Annotated in this window: 14 protein-coding genes; 7 read left to right on the top strand and 7 right to left on the bottom strand. The window is 44.2% G+C overall.

Annotation, left to right across the window (positions count from 1 at the left end):
- Positions 1-3 precede the first annotated feature (3 nt).
- Positions 4-2,442, bottom strand: a complete 2,439-nt coding sequence (locus AB4161_RS02835; protein WP_372082734.1) for a DmsA/YnfE/YnfF family dimethyl sulfoxide reductase — start codon at positions 2,440-2,442, stop codon at positions 4-6.
- Positions 2,443-2,640: 198 nt separating this feature from the next.
- On the opposite strand from AB4161_RS02835, the gene AB4161_RS02840 reads away from it, so the two are divergent.
- Positions 2,641-3,207 carry a molecular chaperone TorD family protein gene (locus AB4161_RS02840; protein ID WP_372082736.1) on the top strand — a complete coding sequence of 189 codons (567 nt, stop codon included), beginning with the start codon at positions 2,641-2,643 and terminating at the stop codon, positions 3,205-3,207.
- Positions 3,207-3,722 carry a ferredoxin-type protein NapF gene (napF, locus tag AB4161_RS02845; RefSeq protein ID WP_017060994.1) on the top strand — a complete coding sequence of 172 codons (516 nt, stop codon included), beginning with the start codon at positions 3,207-3,209 and terminating at the stop codon, positions 3,720-3,722. The genes AB4161_RS02840 and napF overlap by 1 nt, the downstream gene beginning before the upstream one ends.
- A 172-nt stretch (positions 3,723-3,894) precedes the next feature.
- Here napF and yfaE read toward each other — a convergent pair whose 3' ends face one another.
- The 4 genes from yfaE to ubiG all read right to left on the bottom strand — a co-directional run bounded on the left by yfaE (position 3,895) and on the right by ubiG (position 8,944).
- A complete protein-coding gene (yfaE, locus tag AB4161_RS02850) occupies positions 3,895-4,173 on the bottom strand; it encodes a class I ribonucleotide reductase maintenance protein YfaE (RefSeq protein ID WP_010438115.1) in 279 nt (92 codons plus the stop codon).
- The gene (nrdB, locus tag AB4161_RS02855) at positions 4,173-5,306 is read right to left on the bottom strand and encodes a class Ia ribonucleoside-diphosphate reductase subunit beta (protein WP_017063554.1); all 1,134 of its coding nucleotides are present in this window, start codon (positions 5,304-5,306) and stop codon (positions 4,173-4,175) included. Before nrdB ends, yfaE begins: the two co-directional genes overlap by 1 nt.
- Positions 5,307-5,409: 103 nt before the next feature.
- Positions 5,410-7,692: a class 1a ribonucleoside-diphosphate reductase subunit alpha gene (gene nrdA, locus AB4161_RS02860; RefSeq protein ID WP_017060992.1), complete on the bottom strand. Its 2,283-nt coding sequence runs from the start codon at positions 7,690-7,692 to the stop codon at positions 5,410-5,412.
- A 508-nt stretch (positions 7,693-8,200) separates the two neighbouring features.
- Positions 8,201-8,944: a bifunctional 2-polyprenyl-6-hydroxyphenol methylase/3-demethylubiquinol 3-O-methyltransferase UbiG gene (gene ubiG / locus AB4161_RS02865; RefSeq protein WP_372082737.1), complete on the bottom strand. Its 744-nt coding sequence runs from the start codon at positions 8,942-8,944 to the stop codon at positions 8,201-8,203.
- Between the two features lie 258 nt (positions 8,945-9,202).
- Here ubiG and gyrA point away from each other — a divergent pair, with 258 nt between their 5' ends.
- Complete coding sequence (gyrA, locus tag AB4161_RS02870; RefSeq protein WP_017072500.1) at positions 9,203-11,845, top strand: DNA topoisomerase (ATP-hydrolyzing) subunit A; 2,643 nt, start codon at positions 9,203-9,205, stop codon at positions 11,843-11,845.
- 169 nt (positions 11,846-12,014) lie between these two features.
- Positions 12,015-12,644, top strand: a complete 630-nt coding sequence (locus AB4161_RS02875) for a tetratricopeptide repeat protein (protein ID WP_137001111.1) — start codon at positions 12,015-12,017, stop codon at positions 12,642-12,644.
- A 25-nt stretch (positions 12,645-12,669) separates the two neighbouring features.
- On the opposite strand, the gene AB4161_RS02880 is transcribed toward AB4161_RS02875, so the two are convergent.
- Positions 12,670-13,014: a rhodanese-like domain-containing protein gene (locus AB4161_RS02880; protein ID WP_017063559.1), complete on the bottom strand. Its 345-nt coding sequence runs from the start codon at positions 13,012-13,014 to the stop codon at positions 12,670-12,672.
- A 125-nt stretch (positions 13,015-13,139) separates the two neighbouring features.
- A complete protein-coding gene (nrfA, locus tag AB4161_RS02885) occupies positions 13,140-14,570 on the bottom strand; it encodes an ammonia-forming nitrite reductase cytochrome c552 subunit (protein WP_372082738.1) in 1,431 nt (476 codons plus the stop codon).
- Positions 14,571-15,052: 482 nt separating this feature from the next.
- Here nrfA and nrfB point away from each other — a divergent pair, with 482 nt between their 5' ends.
- Genes nrfB through nrfD form a run of 3 tightly spaced genes read left to right on the top strand, consistent with a single transcriptional unit; the run spans position 15,053 to position 17,304 of the window.
- A complete protein-coding gene (gene nrfB / locus AB4161_RS02890) occupies positions 15,053-15,637 on the top strand; it encodes a cytochrome c nitrite reductase pentaheme subunit (protein WP_008222036.1) in 585 nt (194 codons plus the stop codon).
- 3 nt (positions 15,638-15,640) lie between these two features.
- Positions 15,641-16,327 carry a cytochrome c nitrite reductase Fe-S protein gene (gene nrfC / locus AB4161_RS02895; RefSeq protein WP_017060985.1) on the top strand — a complete coding sequence of 229 codons (687 nt, stop codon included), beginning with the start codon at positions 15,641-15,643 and terminating at the stop codon, positions 16,325-16,327.
- Positions 16,328-16,329: 2 nt separating this feature from the next.
- Positions 16,330-17,304 carry a cytochrome c nitrite reductase subunit NrfD gene (nrfD, locus tag AB4161_RS02900; protein ID WP_372082740.1) on the top strand — a complete coding sequence of 325 codons (975 nt, stop codon included), beginning with the start codon at positions 16,330-16,332 and terminating at the stop codon, positions 17,302-17,304.
- The last annotated feature ends 132 nt before the right edge of the window (positions 17,305-17,436 follow it).

The raw sequence follows: 17,436 nt of genomic DNA on the forward strand, positions 1-17,436 counted from the left end.
ACCTTATGCTTTCTTTAGCGCTTTGATTTGAACTAGGTTTGTATGCTGAGGGTTACCCTTAGCAAGTGGGCTCGGGCGCTGAGTCGTCAGCACGTTGATAGAGCCTGCATGGTCGATCTTCTGACCATCTGGTGCGTACCATGCACCTTCGCCTAGTGCCACAACTCGAGGAAGAATCCTAGGTGTCACTTTCGCTGGAATATGTACTTCGCCACGGTCGTTGAAAATACTCACCATGTCGCCGCTATCAATACCACGTTCTTTTGCATCGATTGGGTTGATCCACAACTCTTGCGGTGCTGCTGCTTTGATTTCTGCAACGTTGCCGTAAGTCGAGTGAGTACGAGCCTTGTAGTGGAAACCGGTTAGCTGAAGTGGGTACTTCTCTGCTAGTGGGTCGTTATGACCTTCGAAAGAGTCCGCGTAAATCGGAAGTGGGTGAATCACTTCGTCTTCTTTCAGCTTCCAAGTCTTCGCGATATCAGCCAGTTGCTCTGAGTAGATCTCGATCTTGCCACTTGGTGTGGTCAGTGGGTTCGCTTCAGGATCTTTACGGAAATCTTCATAAGCGATGTAGTGGTGGTCGTAGCTACGTTTGTAGATACCCAGCTCTTTCATCTCTTCGAAGGTTGGCAGTGTTGGATCGTTCTTACGAGTTTCTGCGTAAAGTTGCTCAATCCATTGCTCTTGAGTACGGCCTTCGGTGAACTCTTTTTCTACGCCCATTCGTTTCGCAAGCTGAGTACACATCTCGTAGATAGATTTTGCTTCAAACTGAGGCTCAATCGCTTTCTGCGCGTAGATGAAGTAAGGCATGTTCGCCGCTTTACCGTCCATACACCAGTCGTCTTGCTCAGACGTTGTTAAGTCTGGCAGGATGATATCGGCGTACTTCGCTGAAGACGTCATATGGTTATCAACCACGACAATCATTTCACACGCACTTTCATCTTGAAGAATCGCGTGAGTCTTGTTGATGTCTGAGTGTTGGTTAATGATGCAGTTACCTGCGTAGTTCCAGATCATCTTGATTGGGTTCTTAAGGCGCTCTGCACCGCGAACACCATCAGTGATGTCGGTCATTTCATGGTGACGGTAAATCGCGTCTGTCCACATGAACATTGAAATAGACGTTTCAACTGGGTTTGGCACAGTAGGGAAGCGCACAAATGGAATGTTGATGTCGCTTTCACGAGCGCCTGTTGAACCGCCTGATACGCCCACAGAACCAGTGAGCAGTGACAGCATCGCGATTGCACGACACGCTAGTTCACCGTTCGCAGTGCGTTGTAAGCCCCAACCTTGGTGAATCGCACATGGTTTCGCTGTGCCCATTTCACGGCCAAGCTTAACGATGGTGTCAACTGGAATACCCGTGATCTTAGAAGCCCATTCTGGTGTCTTCTCTACGCCATCTTCACCTAAACCTAGGATGTAAGATTTGTAGTCGCTGTTTTTAGGCGCTGATGCAGGAAGGGTCTTCTCATCGTAACCGACACAGTATTTGTCTAGGAACGGTTGGTCGACAAGGTCTTCAGTGATCATCACGTGTGCAAGACCCGCTACCAATGCCGCATCTGTAGAAGGACGAATTGGGATCCATTGATCTTCACGGCCGCCGGCAGTATCGGTGTAGCGAGGGTCGATGATGATCGTTCTTGCGTTTGATTTGTTTTTGCTTTCAACGTAGTGGTGGATCTGGCCGCCACCAGACATACGCGTCTCAGCAGGGTTGTTACCAAACTGAATATTAAGTTTAGTGTTCTCTAAATCAGAGAAAGAGTTGTTGTTTGCCCAACCGCCGTAGGTGTAGCTCAAGCCTTTCGTGATTTGCGCTGTTGAGTAGTCACCGTAATGGTTTAAGTAACCACCACTTAGGTTCATTAGACGAGCAATCAGCGTTTGAGCTGGTGGCCAAGATTTAGTAACCGTGCCGCCCAGCGTACCTGTACCGTAGTTTAGGTAGATAGTGTCGTTACCGTAGTCTTTGATAAGGCGTTGCATGGTGCCAGCGACTTCATCATAAGCCTCTTCCCAGCTAATACGCTTAAACTTACCTTCACCACGTTTACCCACACGTTTCATTGGGTACTTTAGGCGATCTGGGTTATAAACACGGCGGCGCATCGAGCGACCACGTAGACACGCACGAACTTGGTGATGACCGTATTCGTCAGTGCCTGTGTTGTCTGTTTCTACGTATTTGATTTCACCGTTTTGTACATGCATACGCAGTGGGCAGCGAGAGCCACAGTTTACTGTACATGCACTCCATACGATTTTCTCATCCACATTTTCAGCAACTGCAGCCGCTACTGGTTTGGATTTGAAAGGTAATGCAATACCGCCCGCAAGTGCAGCTGCACTACCTACTGCAGAGGAAGCTTTCATGAAGCCTCTTCGAGTAAGATTCATTACCCCAGATTCTTTCTTATTCGTCATTCTAAGATGCCTTTTGCTATTGATAGCTAGCACTTTATAGGTAGTTTGTTCTTTATGTATTTATTTCGAATTATTGATTGATTGGCATCAAATAAGTGTGGAATTTAAAGTTTATGAATTGAATGTATAAAATAGATCAAAGAATGAAATGAGTTAATTAATATAATTATCTTTAAACCTATAACGGTATAAATAATAATGATTATCGATACGCATAAATTGTTGGGTTCGCTATTTTATCAAGCGACAAGTAAAGAACAGTTAATCACCATTGTCGAAGCTTTGGTTGAGAGCGAAGTACTCTCTGAAGAATGCTTGCAGGCATTAAGAAGCGAAGACGAAGATGCGCTCGCAGCAGAGTTCAGCCGCCTGTTTGAAGGCGTTGGAGACATGCCAGCTCCGCCTTGGGGTTCTGTGTACCTAGATAAAGACCGCGTTGTGTTTGGTGCTTCTACGGTTGAGTATCGCCAGTTTTTAGAATTGAATCAGATTGAATTAGACACTGGGTTAAGAGAGCCGGAAGATCAATTTGGTTTAATGTTATTCGCTCATGCGTATTTGTTAGAAAATAATAATATTAATTCATCCGGTGAATTGCTTGAGGGTCACTTATTAACTTGGTCTTCTGTTTATTTAGAAAAACTAAATAAAGCATCAGAGTTATCTTTTTATAAAAAGCTATCGGTTGATGTAATAGATTGGTTTAAGTACTTAATATCTGAATATAATTTAAACGTTGCTACTAAAAAGTTATATATCGACTAATGTCTGAACAAATAAATTCAAATAGACGCGGCTTCTTAACTCGACTTTCTAAACCGGTTAAAGCAGCCGCGAATTATGAAGAGATATCACAGCGCTTGCATGCAAGACCGCCAAGAGCGGTCGATGAGGTGCTGTTTGAGCGTCTTTGCGACGGTTGTGGGTTGTGTGAACAATCGTGTCCAAATAGCGTTATTGAGATGCTAGAGGGCAGTGCGCTGCTGAATTTGGATTACAACAGTTGTTCTATGTGTAACAAATGCACTGAAGTGTGTCCGACCGGCGCACTTCATCCAACGGTCACGCCTTATATCGACCTCAAGCCGAGCTTTGCGGATAGCTGCAATAATTACATGCAAATGGACTGTTCAGCATGCCAAACGGCGTGTTCAGCTGGTGCAATACACATCGAAGTAGGAGAGTTGCCTACAGTGGACAAAGATAAGTGTAACGGCTGTGGAGAGTGCCGAAGCGCTTGTTATATTGGCTCTGTGACTCTTAACCTGACTCAGCAATAAACGTTTGGCTTTGTATGACACAAGCCAACAGGAAGATTTGGTTGAGTGATAGACGAGTCGCTTTAGATACCTAAAGACATAAATAGAAAAGGGTCCGCATTCCTAAAGGAAGCGGACCCTTTTTTGATTCTTATTGACGATATTCGAACAAAGTTACCTAAAGCCAGCTGGCTTATGCGCGTTTTTGCTTGTTTCTATGAATAACGTTACTCAGCGATAGCTCAGTCTTTGCTTTACAGATACAAGGCAATATCTCATTACCTTGCGTGTAAGCCATAGCAAAACCAACGTACTCGACCTCACCAGAATCCAACGTGCAGCGGCAAGCGCCACAGTGACCATCTCGGCAGTTGTATTCTGGCTCTAACCCAGCTTGTTCCATTGTTTCCAACAGAGTGTTTGAAGGGTTAGATTCAATTGAAGTCAGTTTGTTGATTTTGATTGTTGGCATTACAGCTCAAATCCTTCAAAGTCGTCAGCTTTTACTTCGTTGTCGATTTGGCCAACTAGGTAAGAACTGATTTCTGCTTCTTGTGGAGCAACTTGAACGTTATCTGAAGACAACCAAGCGTTGATCCATGGAATTGGGTTCGACGTTGCTGCTGGGTAAGCCGTACCTAGGCCAACAGCCTGCATACGGATGTTGGTAATGTACTCAACGTATTGGCAAAGAATGTCTTTGTTCAGACCAATCATAGAGCCATCTTTGAATAGGTATTCTGCCCACTCTTTCTCTTGCTCAGCCGCTTCTTTGAATAGGTCGAAACACTCTTGCTTACACTCTTCAGCGATCTGCATGAATTCAAAATCATCTTGACCATTGCGTAGCAAGTTGATCATGTGCTGTGTACCAGTAAGGTGAAGGGCTTCATCACGAGCGATTAGCTTGATGATCTTCGCGTTACCTTCCATTAGCTCACGCTCAGCGAATGCAAATGAACATGCGAAACTTACGTAGAAACGAATCGCTTCTAGTGCGTTTACAGACATTAGACATAGGTAAAGTTTCTTCTTCAGGTCGTGAAGTGAAATCTTGACGTCTTCGCCGTTGATGCTGTGGTTGCCTTCACCGTAGCGGTGGTAGTCAGCCGTTAGCTTGATTAGGTCGTCGTAGTAGAAAGCGATGTCTTTAGCACGCTTCAGAATCTCTTCATTTTCAACGATGTCGTCGAATACTACGCCTGGATCATTCACGATGTTACGGATGATGTGCGTGTAAGAACGAGAGTGAATCGTTTCAGAGAAAGACCAAGTTTCAATCCAAGTTTCAACTTCTGGTAGAGATACCAATGGAAGTAGGGCAACGTTAGGGCTGCGGCCTTGGATTGAATCTAGAAGCGTTTGGTACTTCAAGTTAGAGATGAAGATGTGCTTTTCATGCTCAGGAAGCTTGTTGTAGTCGATACGGTCGCTAGACACGTCTACTTCTTCTGGACGCCAGAAGAAAGAAAGCTGCTTCTCGATAAGCTTTTCGAAGATTTCGAATTTTTGTTGGTCGTAACGTGCAACGTTTACCGACTGACCCAAGAACATTGGTTCTTTTAGTTGGTCATTTTTTTGCTGAGAAAAAGTACTGTAAGCCATAAATGCCTCAAATCCTTTAAAGACCCGTAATAAAACGGACCCTGTTAATGCTTTAAACCCAGAGAAGATAACTCTTCTCTGGGGTCTTAATGTTTATTGCGGTTTAGATCTTACAACCGCCGCCTTCACAATCTTCTTCCGGCACTTGAACTGCATCGCCTTGGTCGTCTTTAGCACCATCACGAGTGTTATGGTAGTAAAGCGTCTTAACACCGTACTTGTACGCTGTTAGTAGGTCTTGAAGCAGCTTCTTCATTGGTACTTTACCGCTGTCGTAAACACTTGGGTCATAGTTAGTGTTTGCAGAGATAGCTTGGTCAACGAATTTTTGCATGATACCCACTAGGTGTAGGTAACCGTCGTTAGAACCAATGTTCCAAAGTAGCTCGTAGTTCTCTTTAAGATTTAGGAAATCTGGAACCACTTGCTTAAGGATGCCGTCTTTCGATGCTTTCACTGATACGTAACCACGTGGTGGCTCGATACCGTTAGTCGCGTTCGAGATTTGAGACGATGTCTCAGAAGGCATAAGCGCTGTTAGCGTAGAGTTACGCAGACCGTGCTCCATGATCTCTTCACGTAGAGAATCCCAATCGTAGTGCAGTGGCTCTTCACATACTAAGTCGATATCTTTTTTGTAAGTATCGATTGGCAGTAGGCCTTTCGCGTAGTTGGTCTCGTGGAAAGATGGGCAACGGCCTTGCTCTTTCGCTAGTTCAACAGATGCTTTTAGCAAGTGGTATTGAATTGCTTCAAAAGTACGGTGAGTCAGGCCATTCGCGCTGCCATCAGAGTACTTAACACCATTCTTCGCTAGGTAGTATGCGTAGTTGATTACACCTACACCTAAAGTACGACGGTTCATTGTCGACTTGTATGCAGCTGGAAGCGGGTAGTCTTGGTAATCAAGCAGTGCATCTAGAGCACGAACAACCAGCTCAGAAAGCTCTGCTAGGTCGTCCAGCTCATTGATTGCGCCAAGGTTGAATGCTGAAAGCGTACATAGTGCAATTTCGCCTTCGTCATCTTCTACGTTAGAAAGTGGCTTAGTAGGAAGCGCGATTTCTAGACATAGGTTCGATTGACGAACAGGTGCTACTTCAGAATCAAACGGGCTGTGTGTATTACAGTGGTCAACGTTCTGAATGTAGATACGACCAGTAGAAGCACGCTCTTGCATTAGCAGAGAGAAAAGCTCAACGGCTTTAACCGTTTCACGCTTCACTGAAGGATCGTTTTCGTACTTAACGTATAGCTCTTCAAAACGGTCTTGGTTTTCGAAGAACGCATCGTAAAGGCCAGGTACGTCTGAAGGTGAGAACAGGCTGATGTTGCCACCCTGAACTAGGCGAGAGTACATAAGCTTGTTCAGCTGTACGCCGTAATCCATGTGACGAACTCGGTTCTCTTCAACGCCGCGGTTGTTTTTCAGTACTAATAGAGACTGAACTTCACCGTGCCATAGTGGGTAGAATACCGTTGCTGCACCGCCACGAACACCACCTTGAGAACAACATTTTACTGCTGTTTGGAAGTATTTGTAGAAAGGGATACAGCCTGTGTGGAACGCTTCACCATTACGGATTTCAGAACCAAGCGCACGGATACGACCTGCGTTGATACCAATACCAGCACGTTGAGATACGTAACGAACAATTGAGCTTGCTGTCGCGTTGATTGAATCAAGGCTGTCACCACACTCGATCAGTACACAAGAACTGAATTGACGAGTAGGCGTACGTACACCAGACATGATCGGTGTAGGTAGAGAAATCTTAAACGTAGACGATGCGTCGTAAAAACGTTTGATGTAGTCAAGACGAGTCGATTTCGGGTATTTAGCGAATAGACACGCAGCAACTAAAATGTAAAGGAACTGAGCACTCTCGTAGATTTCTTTCGTTACACGGTTTTGCACGAAGTATTTACCTTCGAGCTGCTTAACCGCTGCGTAAGAGAAGTCTAAGTCACGTTTGTGGTCGATGTACTCGTCAAGCTCTTCGAATTCAGCTTTCGTGTAATCTTCCATAAGGTGGCTATCGTATTTACCCATATCAACCAGTTTTGCAACGTGGTCATACAGTGCAGGCGGCTCGTATTCGCCGTACGCTTTTTTACGTAGGTGGAATACAGACAGACGTGCTGCTAGATATTGGTAATCAGGAGTCTCTTCAGAGATTAAATCCGCTGCTGACTTGATGATAGTTTCATGAATGTCAGTAGTGGTGATGCCATCGTAAAACTGAATGTGAGCTTTCAATTCTACTTGTGATACAGAAACATTGTGCAAGCCTTCAGCTGCCCATGTAATCACGCGATGGATCTTCTCTAGATCGATCGTTTCTTTGCGCCCGTTACGCTTGGTAACAGTAAGTTGTTGGTTCATTCTGCTTAATTTCCCTAACAAAACTGAACAAGGCCGTGTTTTTGTGTATTTCTGTGTAATTTTTGTAAATTACGTTTCGGCTTTGTGATCTTGGTCTACCCATACATTGTAGTTCAAACACAACATATAGGGGTCATTTGTTTGTTGGGTTACAAGATAGTGCTACAACTGATATTTTTCAAGGTAAAGAAATGGGGTTGCTTGTGGATAAGTGGTGGATTGAAAAAAAACTGTAAGTGACCACTAACTGATGAGGTTATATGTGACTTGATTGTATAAAAGTCGGCTTTTAATGATGCTTTATTTTTGCACGCCCATAAAAAAAAATTCCTTGATCTTTGGCCAAAATGGGCGATTGATTTTAGGCGATTAAATTTAAATCGAGGTGGTCAAAATGGAAGCTAGCGCACGAAATTTAGACTGAAAAAAGTCGCAAAGTTATGGTAATTGCAACTCTTTTCATTCGTCTTTTTTACAAAAGGTTTTACGGTAGGGCTACCGATATTTTTTAGCCAAAGTTTTGCGTGTGGACGATGTAGTTTACGTCTACATTTGTGCCTAAACGATAAGTGTCCGTAAGAGGATTGTAGTGCAGCCCTGTAATCCCTAGTTCTTGCAGCGGAGTGTTATCGACCATCTTGATAAGTTCAGCAGGGCGAATGAACTTCTCGTGCTCATGAGTGCCCTCAGGAACAATCTTAAGTAGCTTTTCTGCACCAACAATAGCGAACAGGTAAGATTTGAAGTTACGGTTCAAGGTAGAGAAGAACACGTGACCACCCGGTTTCACTAATTTTGAACATGCACTAATCACAGATTGTGGATCAGGAACGTGCTCTAGCATTTCCATACATGTCACCACATCGTAAGTTTGTGGATTCTGTTCTGCATGGTCTTCGATGGTGCTCTGGATATAATCGAGCTTGATGCCAGTTTCCAATGCGTGAAGACGTGCCACTTCTAGCGGTTCTTTACCCATATCTAGGCCGGTGACTACTGCGCCCTCAACAGCCATGCTTTCAGCCAAAATGCCGCCACCGCAGCCAACATCGAGGACTTTCTTACCAAATAAACCTTCGGTCTTTTCTAGCACGTAATTTAGGCGCAGTGGGTTGATTTGATGTAGAGGCTTAAACTCGCCTTCCAGATCCCACCAGCGCGACGCCATGTCTTCGAATTTTTTGATTTCTGCTGGGTCTACGTTCTGTGATTTAGTCATAATCGGCATTTCCAAGTTAAATAATGCATCCATGAAATTGCAGGCATTATAACTTGCCTTTTCGCTCTGACCAGAAGATCTACAATTTTGCTAGTTTATTGGATGTAAAGTGACCATGTTTCAGCAAGATATGATGCGGAGGTGCAATTTCTCACCAATTGATTGGCTACAAGGGTCACAAGATGGTAAAAGGAGAGGGAAAGTGATGCCTCCGTAGGTAAATTTGTGTTATATTTTTCGGTCTTATACGTATTCAAAAATACGATCTGACTATAGAGGGAAAATGGCTCTATGAGCGATCTAGCGAAAGAGATCACGCCCGTAAATATTGAAGATGAGCTTAGAGGTTCATACCTAGACTACGCGATGTCCGTCATCGTTGGTCGTGCCCTTCCAGATGTGCGTGATGGCCTAAAACCTGTACACCGCCGCGTTTTGTTCGCGATGAATGTACTAGGTAATGATTGGAACAAACCATATAAAAAGTCTGCTCGTGTAGTAGGTGATGTAATCGGTAAATACCACCCACATGGTGATAGTGCTGTATACGATACTATTGTTCGTATGGCGCAACCGTTCTCACTGCGTTACATGCTAGTTGATGGCCAAGGTAACTTTGGTTCTATCGATGGCGACTCCGCGGCTGCAATGCGTTATACCGAAGTTCGTATGGCGAAAATTGCTCACGAGCTCCTGGCTGACCTTGATAAGGAAACTGTGGATTACGTACCGAACTACGATGGTACAGAACAAATTCCAGCAGTACTTCCTACAAAAATTCCTAACCTATTGGTAAACGGTGCTTCTGGTATCGCAGTAGGTATGGCTACCAACATCCCACCACATAACCTTGGTGAAGTTGTTGATGGCTGTTTAGCATTTATCAATAATGAAGATATCACTATTGATGAGCTAATGGACTATATCCCTGGTCCTGACTTCCCAACAGCAGCACTTATCAGTGGTCGTAAAGGCATCGTAGATGCTTACAAGACTGGCCGCGGTAAGGTTTACATGCGTTCAAAAGCGGATATCGAAGTAGAGAAGAATGGTAAAGAAACCATTATCGTTACTGAGATCCCTTACCAAGTAAACAAAGCTCGTTTGATCGAGAAGATTGCTGAACTGGTTAAAGATAAGAAAGTAGAAGGCATCAGTGCACTGCGTGACGAGTCTGATAAAGACGGTATGCGTATTGTTATTGAATGTAAGCGTGATGCAGTAGGCGAAGTGGTTCTTAACAACCTATACGCTCAAACTCAACTGCAAACGACTTTCGGTATCAACATGGTTGCGTTGAATAACGGTCAACCACAGTTGTTCAACATCAAAGACATGCTTAAGTGCTTCGTAGACCACCGTCGCGAAGTTGTGACTCGTCGTACTATCTTCGAATTGAAGAAAGCACGCGACCGTGCACACATCCTTGAAGCATTGTCTCTAGCACTTGCTAACATTGATGAAATCATTGAACTGATCAAGAGCGCGCCAACACCAGCAGAAGCTAAAGTTGGTTTAGTGTCTCGTGGTTGGGATCTTGGTAACGTTGCTTCAATGCTTGAGCGTGCAGGTACTGACGCAGCTCGTCCTGATTGGTTAGAAGACCAATACGGCATCCGCGATGGTCAATACTTCCTAACGGAAACACAAGCACAAGCAATTCTAGAACTTCGTCTTCACCGCCTAACAGGCCTTGAGCACGAGAAGATTCTAGACGAGTACAAAGCCCTTCTAGAAGAAATCGCTGAGCTAATGCACATTCTTGCAAGCACTGAGCGTTTGATGGAAGTTATCCGTGAAGAACTTGAAGCAGTACGTGAAATCTATGGCGACGAGCGTCGTACAGAAATCACAGCGGCAGTTCATGACATCGACATGGAAGAGCTGATTGCTCAAGAAGACGTTGTAGTAACGCTTTCTAACGCAGGTTACGTTAAGTACCAAATCCTAAGCGACTACGAAGCTCAGCGTCGTGGTGGTAAAGGTAAGAGTGCAACTAAGATGAAAGATGAGGATTACATTGAGCGTCTGCTTGTTGCTAATACTCACGATAACATCCTATGTTTCTCTACTCGTGGTAAGACATACCGTCTGAAAGTTTACCAACTGCCATTAGCAAGTCGTACTGCTCGTGGTAAGCCTATCGTTAACATTCTTCCTCTAGAAGAAGGTGAGCGTATCACGGCTATCCTGCCTGTTTCTGAGTTCTCTAACGAGAAATTCATCTTCATGGCAACGGGTGACGGTACTGTTAAGAAGACATCACTGGATCAGTTCGCAAACGTACGTGCTAACGGCCTAATTGCAGTTAACCTACGTGACGATGATTCACTGATTGGCGTTGACATCACTAACGGTGATAGCGACATCATGCTGTTCTCTAAATCGGGCAAAGTTGTTCGCTTTAACGAGGACAAAGTACGTGCAATGGGCCGTACTGCCTCTGGTGTTCGTGGTATGAAGCTTCCAGAAGACGATCAAGTAGTATCGTTGATTGTTCCTTCTAACGAAGGCGATATCCTAACTGTGACTCAAAACGGTTACGGTAAGCGTACTGAACTAGCTGAATACCCAACGAAAGGCCGTGCAACGCAAGGTGTGGTTTCTATCAAAGTCTCTGAACGTAATGGCCCAGTTGTTGGCGCTGTTCAAGTTGAAGAAGGCGACGAAATGATGATGATCACCGACGCAGGTACGCTAGTACGTACTCGCGTTGCGGAAGTGAGCCAAGTTGGTCGTAACACTCAAGGTGTAACACTGATTCGTACTTCTGACGACGAGAATGTTGTAGGTCTACAACGTATCGACGAAGTAGAAGAAGCTGAGGTTGTTGAAGGCGAAGCTGAAGTAGCAAACGCTGAAGCAGCAGTCGTTTCTGAATCAAGTGAAGAGCAAGCATCAGACGCTTCTGATAGCGAGCAAGACACTGAGTAATCTTTCACTTCTATAAATAGAAGTTGAGACAAAAAGCCGAGCCATTGTGCTCGGTTTTTTATTACCTAAAATTTGGCTGTGACTTGTGTAAAAGCCAATAGCTAAACCTCGATCAATATTGTTTTAGTGAGAAAAAGGTACAGTAAAGCGTCAATGAAAGGAGAGTGGAATGGATATCTGGTTACTGATTGCTTTGCTGCTAATGAGCCTATTTCTAGTGGCAATCGTGATCGCATCAAACAGAAAGACCAGTCATCTGAAAAGCAACCTCCTTATTTCATGTGTGGCGATATTAGTCAGCATTCTGGTTTGGTCTCAGATGAAACAAGAAGCCCCTCAACTTACTTCAAGTGACGACAGCAGCTATACAACAACAGATTTCCAAAATGAACTTCAGCAGAGCTTGGAGCAAGACCCTAATCAATCAGACCTTTGGTTTAAGCTTGGTGGTGTTTATATGCAGAAAGGGGAGTTTGATGCTGCATTTACCTGTTACGACTATGCGATTCGTTTAGACCCACAGGCGCCTTCAGGGCTTTATGCAGCTAAAGCGAGCGCCTTGTATTACCTAAGTTCACAGGCGATGAGTGATGATGTGAAAGTGCTCTTAAATCAATCCATGGAGCTTGATCCCAACGATCGTACGGCATTGATGTTGATAGCGACCGATCACTTCATCAGTATGCGCTACCAACAAGCGATCGATGCTTGGACTCAAATTCTCGATTCTAACCAGAAAGGCATTGATCGTGTCTCTATCATCCATTCGATCAACCAAGCTAAGCAAATGATCCGTTAAACGGGCACTATCTGTAATTTCGAGATTATTTGCTTTCTTGCATCTCAATTAAACCGCCAGCGTTGTGGATCTGTGTAAACCCTTGAGCTTTCAAATACTGGTAAGCTTGTCCTGAGCGGTTACCACTGCGGCAATACAAAACGATAGGTTGAGCTTTGTCTATGCTGGCAAAGTGCGTAGCGACTTCAGAAAGAGGGTAGTTAATCGCATTGTCCAGATGACCTTGCTTGAACTCTCCTGGTGTCCTGACATCAACGACCAGCGCACCTTCCTCAATCATTTCCCACCCTGTTTCTGCTCGTTCTGAGGCGTGAAGTCCTGAACTTGTTAATGCGATGCATAATGCCGAAAGCGAAAGTAAGTGCTTCATTCTTTGTTCCTTGAATTAGCTAAAAGGTAATGTGAAATTGGGACGGTTGAGTGCGCCCAAATCTAAAAAACCAGCCACACCTTTACAGTGTGACTGGTTTTATCTTATTGGTCTATTTGAAGGAACTAGTATTCGTAGTTAGCTTCACGCTTTTCAGCTTGCTCTTCCCACTTAGGAACCACGGTGTCTAAGAAGTGTTGCTTCTCAGCATTCATCTTATCCATGTCCATTCCTAGCGCTTTCTGAGCGGCTTCTTTGGTTGAGATATCTGGAATCTCGATTGGATCGGTAATGCCTTTCTTCGCAAGTAGACGAACAATCTTAGTTCGAGCATCGGCTGCGCGGTCAACGGCAGTACCTAGTACTTCTAGAGCGATTTCAGGGGCGTGCATATGAACACCATGAGATGCAATAGCGTAGTCCCAGCGCCATTGAGCATGACGAATATCCAGTAGGATAGGTTCCATCTCTTGCTCGGTCGCACCCGCTTCCCATGCTGCGCCAGCTTCAAAGTGAGCGGCTACGATTTGTTTCTCAGCAGTCAGCTTCATGTTCAGCACTTGCGCTTTACGGCTTGAAACGATGTTAAGCATGGTCTCTTTAGATTGAGTGTGACAGTTTGCACAGGTATCTTCGAAGCGGTCGAATGGGTTACCCACTTTATGGTCGGTATAAACGGTGCCATCTTCTTTGGTCACTTTCGGCATATGACAGTCAGCACAAACGACTTTGTTCTTACCGTGGATGCCTTCGCGCCATGTTTCGAAGCCTGGGTGCTGTGCTTTCAGCATTGGCGCTTTAGATACTTTGTGCGTCCAATCTTTAAAACTAATCTGATCGTAATACTCTTCCATTTGCTCAACACGAGTCCCTTTGTCCCAAGGGAACTTCACGCCTTTAGTTGGCCCTGTGAAGTAGTATTCCACGTGGCACTGAGCACAAACAGAAGCTTGTTGGTCTAAACGGCTTTGCTCATCAAACTTTTTACCAATCGCTTCAAATGCACGTTCAACATAAGGGCGTGTCACCTTCAGTGCTGGCTCACCATTTTTAAAGCCTTCGCTTTGGGTATCGTGACAATCTGCACAGCCAATAGGATTCACAATCTCGTTGCCAAGACGTGCCCATTTACCTTCAAAATAACCGTCTTCACCACGCTCTTCGATAACACGTGCTACGTCTGGGCTTTTACAACTCCAACACGCCATTGGCATAGGGCCTGAGCTTTCGTCGGTCGGACCGCCAGTACGCAAGGTTTGTCTTACATCGTCAATCGCATAGAAGTGGCCGCGCGCTTTGTTGTAGTCTTTCGCGAAACCGTAGCCCGCCCATAGAATAACCATGTTTGGATCTTCTTTTAGTGCGTCTTCAATGGCTTCGCTCTCTGACGTTTGTCTCCATGAATGGTATTGATCTGGGTGGTTTTGCTCGAACTGGTCGTTACGAGGATCGCCAATTTCTTTTTGTTCAGACGCAGCAAAGCTGGTCGCGCTTACTAGTGATGCGCTAACCATTAATAATGCTGTGACGGAATTACGTATCCAATGCTTTTTCACAGTGATATCTCCAATATACTGATTTTTATACCAAGCGTTGTGAGTTTGCTATTCAAATTAAGAACTGGAGAATTGCTGTTTATATTAATTCATAAATAAACACATTTTGTTACGTGTCGGATGTTTGCTTGTTTTAGATCAATTAATGACAGTGACTTCAATCACGTTGAAGTTTATATAGCCCTAAAGGGGTATGTGGACATCAAGTTAGACTGGTCTTATTGAGAATTATTATCATATATAACAAATAATTACCCGACATGCCCTCACTATAAATAGGGTGATTGTGTTCACATATTACCCTTTGTATATTTCGCTTTACCTAATTAGGGGTATATTCTAAATATAGAAAGCGTTGTGGCTTATCCAAAATAAGAATTGATATCATTTAAGCGGTAATAATATCGTTTAAGGGTACTTTTGTTTAACCGGAATATTATTTAGTTGAGAGTTAAATAATGCCGGTATAAGGAAAGGATAAAATGGGCAATATTAAATTGGCCATAGTCATAATGCTTAAATCCCTTCTAGCATTCTGCCTCTATGGTTATTCCATTCATGCTGTTGCAGAGCCTGCTGTTACGCCAGTAGGAGAGTCAACAAGACATGAAGTCGAATTAATACGTGACAAAGATTACAAGTGTGTCCAATGCCATAAAGATTCTAAAGAAACGGTATTTGGTTCACATGGTGAGAGTGCGCACGCTTTGCTTGGCCGTGAAGTGAATTGCACAGATTGTCATAGTTCTATTGGCCCCGATCACCGTGATGGTGCACCTGAGGTGGTGAAGTATCGCGCGGCTCAATCACAACCCGGAACCGAAAAGGTTTTCCTCGATCCTAGCTTAATCCTAGATGCCAACAGCCAATGTATAGATTGTCATAAGCCTGATGATCTGCGCGAAGCGAGTTGGACTCATGACGTACACGCACAAAACTTAACGTGTTCAAACTGTCACGATGTGCATGCGAGTGAAGCGAAGGTGCTTGGCTTAGATAAAAAGCAAACCATCAAGCTGTGTGTGGATTGCCATTCAGACTTCAACCAGAAGAAAGAAGGGGAGTAATCTATGAGCTGCTCAAGAAGAAACTTTTTAGCTGGCGCGGGTGCCGTTATTTTCACAACTGGTGTTGCAGGTACTGCAGCGGTTACAAGCCGCAAAACGCTGGCTAATGTTCAGGAAGATGGCACCAAGCGTTACGGAATGGTTCATGACGAAACCGCTTGTATTGGCTGTACTGCTTGTACTGAGGCGTGTCGTGAAGTAAACAAAGTGCCTGAAGGCGTATCGCGCTTAGAAATCATAAAGAGCGAACCTCAAGGTGAATATCCAAATGTTGATTACCGTTTCACTCGTAACTCTTGTCAACATTGTGATAATGCACCTTGTGTGATGGTTTGCCCAACAGGCGCCGCCTATAAAGATGAGAAGACAGGAATTGTTGATGTACATAAAGAGAAGTGTGTCGGCTGTGGTTATTGCCTGCTAGCTTGTCCATATCAAGTGCGCTTCTTCCATCCTAAGAATAAGTCGGCCGACAAATGTAACTTCTGCCGCGATACCAATCTTGCGCAAGGTAAATTACCTGCTTGTGTTGAATCTTGCCCTACCAATGCGCTGATATTTGGCGACTTAAATGACCCTAAGAGCGAGATAAACCAGGTACTTAAATCTGAAGTGGTTTACAGAGATAAGGCTTATCTAGGTACTCAGCCAAAACTCTATAAAGTGCCACACCAAAAAGGGGAGATTTGATTATGAGTGCATGGGATACAGCGTTTCAATCAGGTACCGTGGTTTGGGACTGGATCATTGCTATCTATCTGTTTTTGGCGGGTATGTCAGCGGGTGCAGTGATGATCTCGATTTACCTTAAGAGAAAGGTGATTGAGGACGATCCAGCGAATAATGGTGTATTAAAGGCAACGGCTTTTCTAGCACCATTCGGGATCATCTCAGGTTTATTGATCTTGGTTTTCCACCTGACGAAACCACTATCATTTTGGAAGATCATGATCTTTTATAATCCGACGTCAGTGATGTCGATGGGTGTGATCTTATTCCAAGTGTATATGGTGATCCTATTTGTTTGGATCGGCATTATATTCCGAAATCAGATTGCCGTATTCTTGAGTGATCAAGCATGGTTAAAAGGGCGATTCGATTTTGTCAGTAACTGGATTGGCAAATTAGAATCTTTTGAGAATGTTTTTGAAATATTCTTAGCTGTGCTTGCGCTATTACTTGCGGCTTACACTGGCTTCTTACTCTCTGCGCTAAATACCTTCCCAATGCTGAATAACCCAGTGTTGCCGATATTGTTCTTATTCTCGAGTTTATCCTCGGGAGCGGCGGCATGTATTTTATTTGGTGTGTTGGTCTTTAAGGAGTCTCCGCATAGTGCGAGTATTTCTTGGATCCACGGGTTCGAACGTCCGGTCGTGATGTTTGAACTGTTTGTCCTTGTTACTTTCTTCACTGGGTTGATATTTGCTGGTGGCCAAAGTGAGCAAGCCGTATGGAACGCAATCGGCAGTGGTTTCTGGGCAAGTTGGTTCTGGTATGGCGTAATTGGTGTGGGTATGGTTTTACCCTTGTTGCTTAACGCCGTGACACCAGCATCGGTTCGCCATAGTACTGTGTATATTTTCTCTGTTACTTCATTGAGTCTGATGGGCGTATTAATGCTAAGAACGTTTGTCCTTTATGCAGGACAATTAACGTTAGCTTAATTTCGCTCAAGGTTATAAGTGAGTGGATGTTGGATACTAAACATCTGCTCACTAAATTTCTTTTCGCTGAGTAGCAATAGCTAGTTGAGCAATCAATGCCAATAATGGTTTAACTTGGTTCTGCTTAGGTAG

This window comes from Vibrio sp. 10N.286.51.E5 (assembly GCF_041469125.1).
Lineage (GTDB): Bacteria > Pseudomonadota > Gammaproteobacteria > Enterobacterales > Vibrionaceae > Vibrio > Vibrio crassostreae_C.

Coding starts and splice junctions, on each gene's coding strand:
- AB4161_RS02840 (WP_372082736.1), top strand. CDS start 2,641: ATGATTATCGATACGCATAAATTGTTGGGTTCGCTATTTTATCAAGCG.
- napF (WP_017060994.1), top strand. CDS start 3,207: ATGTCTGAACAAATAAATTCAAATAGACGCGGCTTCTTAACTCGACTT.
- gyrA (WP_017072500.1), top strand. CDS start 9,203: ATGAGCGATCTAGCGAAAGAGATCACGCCCGTAAATATTGAAGATGAG.
- nrdA (WP_017060992.1), bottom strand. CDS start 7,692: ATGAACCAACAACTTACTGTTACCAAGCGTAACGGGCGCAAAGAAACG.
- AB4161_RS02880 (WP_017063559.1), bottom strand. CDS start 13,014: ATGAAGCACTTACTTTCGCTTTCGGCATTATGCATCGCATTAACAAGT.
- AB4161_RS02875 (WP_137001111.1), top strand. CDS start 12,015: ATGGATATCTGGTTACTGATTGCTTTGCTGCTAATGAGCCTATTTCTA.
- nrfD (WP_372082740.1), top strand. CDS start 16,330: ATGAGTGCATGGGATACAGCGTTTCAATCAGGTACCGTGGTTTGGGAC.
- AB4161_RS02835 (WP_372082734.1), bottom strand. CDS start 2,442: ATGACGAATAAGAAAGAATCTGGGGTAATGAATCTTACTCGAAGAGGC.
- nrfC (WP_017060985.1), top strand. CDS start 15,641: ATGAGCTGCTCAAGAAGAAACTTTTTAGCTGGCGCGGGTGCCGTTATT.
- ubiG (WP_372082737.1), bottom strand. CDS start 8,944: ATGGATGCATTATTTAACTTGGAAATGCCGATTATGACTAAATCACAG.
- nrfB (WP_008222036.1), top strand. CDS start 15,053: ATGGGCAATATTAAATTGGCCATAGTCATAATGCTTAAATCCCTTCTA.
- yfaE (WP_010438115.1), bottom strand. CDS start 4,173: ATGCCAACAATCAAAATCAACAAACTGACTTCAATTGAATCTAACCCT.
- nrdB (WP_017063554.1), bottom strand. CDS start 5,306: ATGGCTTACAGTACTTTTTCTCAGCAAAAAAATGACCAACTAAAAGAA.